The following is a 7017-nucleotide window of genomic DNA, read 5'->3' as shown; positions in this document are numbered from 1 at the left end:
TGATGAAGCGTCGTCGCCACCGAGACCTTGACGCCGAACTCGTAGGGCCGGTGCGCTTTCCCCTTGCCAATGCATTCGACCTCGGGCGCGTGCAGCGAATAGACTTTGCGACCGCGCTGGTTCTGGCGCTGGTCGCGCACCCTCCAGGCGAGCGAAAGCGGCTCGGCGAATACGCTCTTCAGTTCCTCGTCGCCTTTGATCTTGCGCACGATGTCGCGCGCGGTCCGGCCGAGATAGGTGCGTAAGGTCCGCAGCGCCCGGTTCGCCCGCTTGAACTGCTTGGCGTGGGCGTAGCGCTGATGGGCGATCAGCGCGTATTTGCCGACCCGCTCGTAGGACTGGCGCAGGACGACGCCATGCTTCTTGGCCAGCCGAACCAGCCGCTCGCGGGCGCGATGCATCAGCTTGGCGTCGGTCGGGAACGCCACCGCCTTCGGCTGAACCGTGGTGTCGACGATGACCTTGGAAAAGTCCGCCGGCTTGGCCGCGCCGGTGCGCGCAGCCACGTTCAGGCTCTCTTGGATCAGCGCGACGAGTTTCTCTTCGCCCATGCGCTGGCGCCAGCGCGTCAACGACGAGCGGTCGAACGGCGGCTTGTGCCGAAAGAACTCCTCGCCGCAGAACAACTGGAAATACGGGTTCTCGATCCAGCGCTCGCACAGCGCCTCGTCGGAAAGATTGTGCATGTGTTTGAGGATCGCCAGCCCCGCCATCAGCCGCGTCGGCAGCGGCGGATGCCCGGGCTTGTCCGAATAGACCGCGCCGAACTGCGCCTCCAGAAACCCCCAATCCACCGAGCGGGCCAGCTTGGCCAGCGGATGGCTCATGTCGACGATCTGGTCTAGCCGGGCGCGGAAGAGGTCCTTCTGTCCGCTGTCCCACCGCTCTTTCGGCCGCATCGCGAATCTCCCAATCGCGCCTCTTGCGATGAGAGAATCACGACCCGACCGTCGTTTCAAATTGCAAGATAATCGCCAGCCGCGCCGCTCAAACCGGCGAAATCGAATACTTCGAAACCGTCGGAAAGCCCCATCAATCCAGGGCGCTCACGATTCTTCACGGCCGACTACGTCTCGATTGCCATGACACTTTAGTCTCGCTCTGGTTACCCTTGGCGACCGCGGAAATTATTCGCCGACTTGAGGAGCAGCGGTTGCCTTTTCGGATCGTCGCTGACGAACGCCCGTCTTCGTCGGCCTTTCGCGATCGTCAGTGGACAGGCCCAGGCGCTGAGAGGCACTGTCGAGGTGTCGACGCATGGCGGCGCGAGCCTCGGTGGCGTTGCCGACCTCGATAGCCGACAGAATGGATGTATGTTCCGCAACAGTTGCTCTGGCCATTTTGTCAGAGTCGAGACCGCGGCCACCGACGGACAAAAAACTCTGCCAGATTTGCTCTGACACAAACCCTAGAAACTGGATCATGTACGGGTTTTTCGTTGCCTGTACGACCGCAAGATGAAACTCCAGATCCGTCTTCAGCCACTGAACGCTGACGTAAGGCGCGGAAGTCATAGCCTCCAGCGAGTTTTGCATGCTGGTGAGGTCGTCTTGCGACCGACGCGACGCGGCCAATGCAGCCGCGTCGACTTCAAGGATTCTCCTTAACTCGAAAAGATCAGTGAATGCGCCACTTTCTCGAAGGGTGTCGCGATCAATCGTCAGCACCAACGCGTTTTGGCTTTCGGCAACGAATGCTCCGAGTCCCTGCTTAGACCATACGTGGCCCTCCGAACGCAATTTAGCGATGGCTTCGCGGACGACATTTCTGCTGACGCCGAAAGTGGTCGCCAATGCTTGCTCAGAGGGCAGCTGATCGCCAGGTTTGAGTCGGCCCTGCGCGATTTCTCGTGAGATCGAGCTGGCGACAAGCGCCGGTAGATGGGGCCCGCGGTTCAATCTGCCAAGCTTCAAAGCCATGCATCAGTTCTCCCGAGCACGATGGTTTGGCGAGATGCGGCCAGAGCTGCTCACGTCCCCCAAGTCGCGAGCGTCCATGGAGCGCGATCGCGAGATAGAAGCGCGTCGCGTCGATACAATACGGGGATGTGTTCCTCTCAGCCCCGCCCAGTCCACACGACTCTCCAATAATCGCGCGCGAAGATTGAAAATGGTCGCCTGGACGATATTGGAGGCGCGCGCACAGTCTTCCGCAGCCGCCAGTTGCCGACGCTCATTGAGCTTTTCGCCCCTTACGGCGACGACCTTAGGATGCGAAACGGGGGGAGGGCCCATAAAATCGAATCTCCGACGGCGGCGGTAGGCCAAATGTAACATCGCAATGTTGTGGTACAACCCTATCATCAGATATAAATCCGAAGTATTTTGGATGCGACCGCGAATCGCGCGACGCCAGCGGACGACCGGCAGTCGAGGGGAGACTACGCGGGAAAATAGACGCGTTTCCGGATGGCGCATGCGATGATTCGCGTCTTGGACTTGGAGAATTCCATAAGATTTTATACCGGACCGCTCGGAATGACCCTTCTGCGCAGCGAGGACTTTCCCGAAGGACGATTCACATTAGCTTTCGTAGGAAACGGACCGGAGACGGGCAACACCGTGATCGAGCTTACACACAACTGGGACCAGAAGGCGCCTTGTCAAATCGATTCCGGCTTCGGCCATTTCGCTCTTGGCGTGACGGACATTTACGCTGTCTGCGCGGCGCTTGCGGAGCAGGGCGTCAGTATTCCGCGGAAACCCGGGCCGAAGAAGCATGGAGTTACCTACATCGCTTCATTGAAGATCCGGACGGCTACAGGATCGAGCTGATTGGGTTAGATACGGAGCGGTGATTGCGTCGCCGCTCCAGACTCGGGCGTTGTCATACTTTCGGTGGCGCCACTTGATCGACTTCCGCAGCGCGTCAGCGAGGTAGGTTAGGCGACCGAGCCACTGGCGCGTTGATTATATCCGTACCTACTCGCTTCGTTCGGCTCGCGCTTGGCGCGTCATGCGGGCCTATGTGACGTTTGCCGACGAACCTTGAGGGATGAGCTGCGCTCCTGATCCTGATCAGAGCGCATTGATCGGGTAATTGACGGGTTCCCCATTGGCGAAGCGGACAGCTTCCTCGGCGACTTTGCGTTTAAGCTCTAGTCCGGCTTCCTCCGAGTACCACGCCATGTGCGGCGTCAGGAGACAATTATCGAGGATGCGCAGGGGGCTATCTGCGGGCAACGGCTCGCTCTTCAGCACATCGAGCGCCGCGCCGGCGAGCGCGCCTCGACGCAGCGCATCGGCCAGCGCGACTTCGTCGATGATCCCTCCTCGAGCAGTGTTCACGATGATCGCCGTGGACTTCATGCGGCCCAGAACCGCTCGGTCGAACATATTGCGGGTTTGCGTGGTCAGCGGACAGTGGATGGAGACGAAGTCGGATTCACTGACCACTTGGTCGAATCGAACCCATTGCGCGTCCTGCATCTCCGGCGAACTGGGGCCGTATGCGGGATCGTAGCCGATTACGCGACAACCGAGTGGCCGCAGCTTGTGCGCCAGGGCGCTCCCGATGCGGCCGAAACCGACAATGCCGACGGTCAACTCGGACATCCGGCGAATCGGGACCGCTAGCGAATAATCCCAAGCGCCGCTCTTCGTCCGCGCGTTCATCAGATCGATTTTGCGCTCGTGGGCCAGGATCAGCGCGAGTGCGTGATTAGAGACCTCTTGCACGCCATAGTCCGGGACGTTGCAAACCTGGACGCGATGCGCGCTGGCGGCCTTAAGATCGATGTTATTGACTCCCACGCCATAGCGCACGACCTGGCGGAGATTGGGCTTGAGCGCAGAGAAGACCTTCGGCGTGAACGGCGCATATTGGTTGAGGACGATATTCGCCCCCTTGCATTGAAGAATCAGGTCCGCCTCCGTGACGCATCGCAGCACCCGGAATGTCATTCCGTTCTCGGCGAAGACCGTCTCTTCAGGCTTCATGGATTGATGATCACAATCGGAAACGACAATCTCCACGACATCTACCTCTCAGGTTTTCCTACGGCCCACGTCCCCAGTCGGCTTGGCTCCTAACGCGCCAAATAACCGCCATCGACTGGCAGCAAGCGCTGTGTTCATGTCGGTCGCCATATAGCGGGGGGCGATCGCGTTGATGTTGACGCCGCGTCCCGCCCATTCGTTGACCAACGCCTTCGTGAGCTGCATTACGCCGCCCTTGCTGGCCGCATACGCTGGCACGGTGAAGCCGCCAAAGAAGCTGAGGAGCGAGGCAATGTTGACGATCTTGCCGTGTCCCTGGGCGAGCATCACGCGCCCAGCCAACTGGCACATGGCGAAAGTCACCGTCAGATTGACGTTTAGCACCTCGTTCCACTCGTCGAGCGGAAAGTCTTCCGACGCATGCCGGCGCTGGATGCCGGCGGCGTTGACGAGAATGTCAAGCTTGCCCGCGAAGAGCTTGAGTGCCTGGTCGAACGCCGCTTGTCGTTTGTCGACATCCGCAAGATCGACCACGACCCCGTGGCACGCCAACCCCTTGTTGCGATATTCTTCGGCCACCGCGAGGACGCGATTGGAGATGTCGAAAAGGGCGACTTCGGCGCCCGCCTCCAGCAGTGCCTCGGCCATTCCTCGGCCAAGGCCCTGCGTGCCGCCGGTCACGATGGCCTTGTGGGATTTAATATCAAATGAATTCATGGTGCAGACTTTCGAGTTGTAATTCAGCTCGGTCGACCGCGCCTCATGCGGTGCAGTCGACGAGGACCTTGAGGGTGTTGATTGCGGGGTCGGCGATCATGTCGAAAATGCCCGCCGACTTGGTCAGGGGGACGACTTGCGTCACTACGTGTTCCAGGTCGTCTCTGATCTGCGCAGCGTAGGAAACCGTCTGTTCGAATTCTCGCTTGGTGTAGACGCGCGAACCGACCAGAGTCTGTTCCTTGAAGTTGATCTCGCGCAGATCGACCGGACGGGGCGCCTTGTGGATACCCGTCATGCAGATCGTTCCGCCGACGCGTGCAAGTTTGGTCACTTCGAGGGCGGCGCTTTCGACCCCGCTGCATTCGAAGACGACATCCATGCCCTCGCCCTTGGTGGCCTCGTTCACGAAGTTGACGAGGCCGCCGTTCTTGCCGTTGACCGTTTCGTACCCGAGCGTGTGGCACATGCCGAGCCGCGCCTCGTCGACATCGGAAATAACGATGCGCGACGCTCCGCTGCGCCGGAGCGCGATCGCGGTCAGCAAGCCGATCGGCCCCGCGCCGATGATGACCGCCGAGTCGCGCACCTGATAGCGAGACTGATGTAGTGATCTGACGATAACAGCGAGCGGTTCGATGAGCGCGGCGATTCGATCGGACAACGCGTCATCGACCTTGAATAGGACGTCTTCGTCGACCCAAGCAAATCCGGCCATGCCGCCGTCGCAGTCGATGCCGATCAGTTTGAGCTTTTCGCAAACATGCGGCGTTCCGGTGCGGCATGGCAGGCAAACGCCGCACGACAGCAGCGGGTAGGCGACGACTCGATCGCCTGGTTTGAAGCCACGCGTTCCGCCCCGTACCTCCTCGATCACGCCGACGAATTCGTGGCCGATGACGAGCGGCGCCTTGGCGCGCGGATGCTTGCCGGCGTGGATCGCGATGTCCGTTCCGCAAACGCCGCAATAGCGCATCCTTACTTTAGCGGCGTGGTCGCGCGGTTGCGGTTCCGGGACATCCCGCACCTCGACCCTCGACGGAGCCGCATAGACGAGCGCTTTCATGACAAAATGTCTCCTTGCGAATTCACGGGCGACCTACTTGCGGGTTCGTTCGAAACGCGAACGTGCGGACGCCGATCGGTTGATTCGAAGCGCGCCACGCCATGCTGGCGCTTCGCCGTCGTCCCACCCAGGAACGTCCCGGGCCTGCGCCAGTCGGCGCCGCTCAGACCGCACCACAGGCTCCGGCTCACGAGCGGTTTCCGGCGGATTGCCAGCCGGTCTGCGCTTGCACTCTCAACATGCAGGATCGCCGTTTCGCCAATCACCCGCTTAACCCCCTTGCGTCGCCTCTGCGGTCGATATATAAGAAGTCTGGTCGTAGGACAAGCCGGTATCTGGACTTATTGGTAAGCGGTTGGCGGCAGGGATACACGCGGGTGGGCAGAAAGCGTTCGAGACTCGAAGGGGCTCAGGTTGGGAGCATGCTCCCCGCCTTTGCGGTCGCGGGCAGCGTGAGTCCTTGGGCGACCGAGAAGGCCCGAGTGATTGCGCAGCGCATCGCCGAGCTGGCGGAATTCCGCGAGATCTTCCGCCCGTCGTTTCTGGAGGCGCCCGCCTCTATCGACTCAGGGGCTTCGCAATCGTTGTCGCCTTGAAGAATTTGGGGCTTTGCGGCTCTCGATGGCGCGGGTTGACCGCGCTCGAACCCGTCAGTGACCCCGGCAAGAATCCGATGAGATCGGATCGTTGAAGGAGGAAGCAAATGAAACGTCTAGGATTGGGCCTACCGCTCGCGGCGGGGCTTCTTGTCGGCCTTGCGGGGCAGGCTGCCTTCGCTGAAGACGGGGAGATCAAAGTCGGCGTGGTCGCAGCGGAGTCGGGATCGTTCGTTTCCGCGGGAAACACGATCGCCGCCGCGGCAAAGCTGGCGACCCAGCAGATCAACGACGCCGGCGGCATCAAGGTCGGCGGCAAGACCTATAAGTTCAAGCTGTTCATCAGGGACGACCGCACCGACGTCGATACGGCGATCGCCGCGGCGCGCGAACTGGTCAACGACGTCGGCGTTTCCGCAATCTGGGGAACGGAATCGCACGACTTCTCGGTCTCGATGGGCAAGATCACCGGGCCGGCCAAAGTGCTGCAGTTCACCGGCAACAGCTCGCTCGGCGGTGTGCTGTCCGACGAGACCGTCGCCAAGGGCGGCTGGCTGCACTACGCGTTCCAGACCGAGCCTCAGGAATGGCAGCGCAGCACCAGCACGGCCAAGGGCGTGACGTCGCTGATCGGCCCGAAGCTCGATCATCCGATCAAGCACTCCGTCGTGTTCGTCGGCAACGACGCGACCGGCCAGTA

8 protein-coding genes are annotated in these 7017 nt (G+C 61.0%); 3 read left to right on the top strand and 5 right to left on the bottom strand.

Annotated features, from left to right (window positions below):
• Nucleotides 1–899, bottom strand: an 899-nt coding sequence (locus ABSF49_RS20655; protein WP_424114519.1) for an IS5 family transposase, incomplete at its 3' end; no start/stop codon positions are given.
• Between the two features lie 228 nt (nucleotides 900–1127).
• Nucleotides 1128–1919 (bottom strand): FadR/GntR family transcriptional regulator, encoded by a 792-nt coding sequence (locus ABSF49_RS20650; protein WP_424114518.1) that lies wholly within the window; start codon nucleotides 1917–1919, stop codon nucleotides 1128–1130.
• 489 nt (nucleotides 1920–2408) lie between these two features.
• Between ABSF49_RS20650 and ABSF49_RS20645 the strand changes: the two genes are divergently transcribed.
• Nucleotides 2409–2774: a VOC family protein gene (locus tag ABSF49_RS20645; RefSeq protein WP_424114517.1), complete on the top strand. Its 366-nt coding sequence runs from the start codon at nucleotides 2409–2411 to the stop codon at nucleotides 2772–2774.
• Between the two features lie 243 nt (nucleotides 2775–3017).
• On the opposite strand, the gene ABSF49_RS20640 is transcribed toward ABSF49_RS20645, so the two are convergent.
• Genes ABSF49_RS20640 through ABSF49_RS20630 form a run of 3 tightly spaced genes read right to left on the bottom strand, consistent with a single transcriptional unit; the run spans nucleotide 3018 to nucleotide 5721 of the window.
• Entirely contained in the window at nucleotides 3018–3974 is a 957-nt protein-coding gene (locus ABSF49_RS20640) for a C-terminal binding protein (RefSeq protein WP_424114516.1), read from the bottom strand.
• A gap of 12 nt (nucleotides 3975–3986) precedes the next feature.
• Nucleotides 3987–4655 (bottom strand): SDR family NAD(P)-dependent oxidoreductase, encoded by a 669-nt coding sequence (locus ABSF49_RS20635; RefSeq protein WP_424114515.1) that lies wholly within the window; start codon nucleotides 4653–4655, stop codon nucleotides 3987–3989.
• A 43-nt stretch (nucleotides 4656–4698) separates the two neighbouring features.
• Nucleotides 4699–5721, bottom strand: a complete 1023-nt coding sequence (locus ABSF49_RS20630; protein WP_424114514.1) for a zinc-dependent alcohol dehydrogenase — start codon at nucleotides 5719–5721, stop codon at nucleotides 4699–4701.
• Nucleotides 5722–6143: 422 nt separating this feature from the next.
• Between ABSF49_RS20630 and ABSF49_RS20625 the strand changes: the two genes are divergently transcribed.
• The gene (locus ABSF49_RS20625; RefSeq protein ID WP_424114513.1) at nucleotides 6144–6317 is read left to right on the top strand and encodes a hypothetical protein; all 174 of its coding nucleotides are present in this window, start codon (nucleotides 6144–6146) and stop codon (nucleotides 6315–6317) included.
• 107 nt (nucleotides 6318–6424) lie between these two features.
• Nucleotides 6425–7017: ABC transporter substrate-binding protein (locus ABSF49_RS20620; protein ID WP_424114512.1), on the top strand; the 593-nt coding region annotated here is incomplete at its 3' end.

This window comes from Roseiarcus sp., from assembly GCF_049514155.1.
In the GTDB taxonomy this organism is placed as follows: domain Bacteria; phylum Pseudomonadota; class Alphaproteobacteria; order Rhizobiales; family Beijerinckiaceae; genus Roseiarcus.
This window is presented reverse-complemented; position numbering and strand designations above follow the sequence as displayed.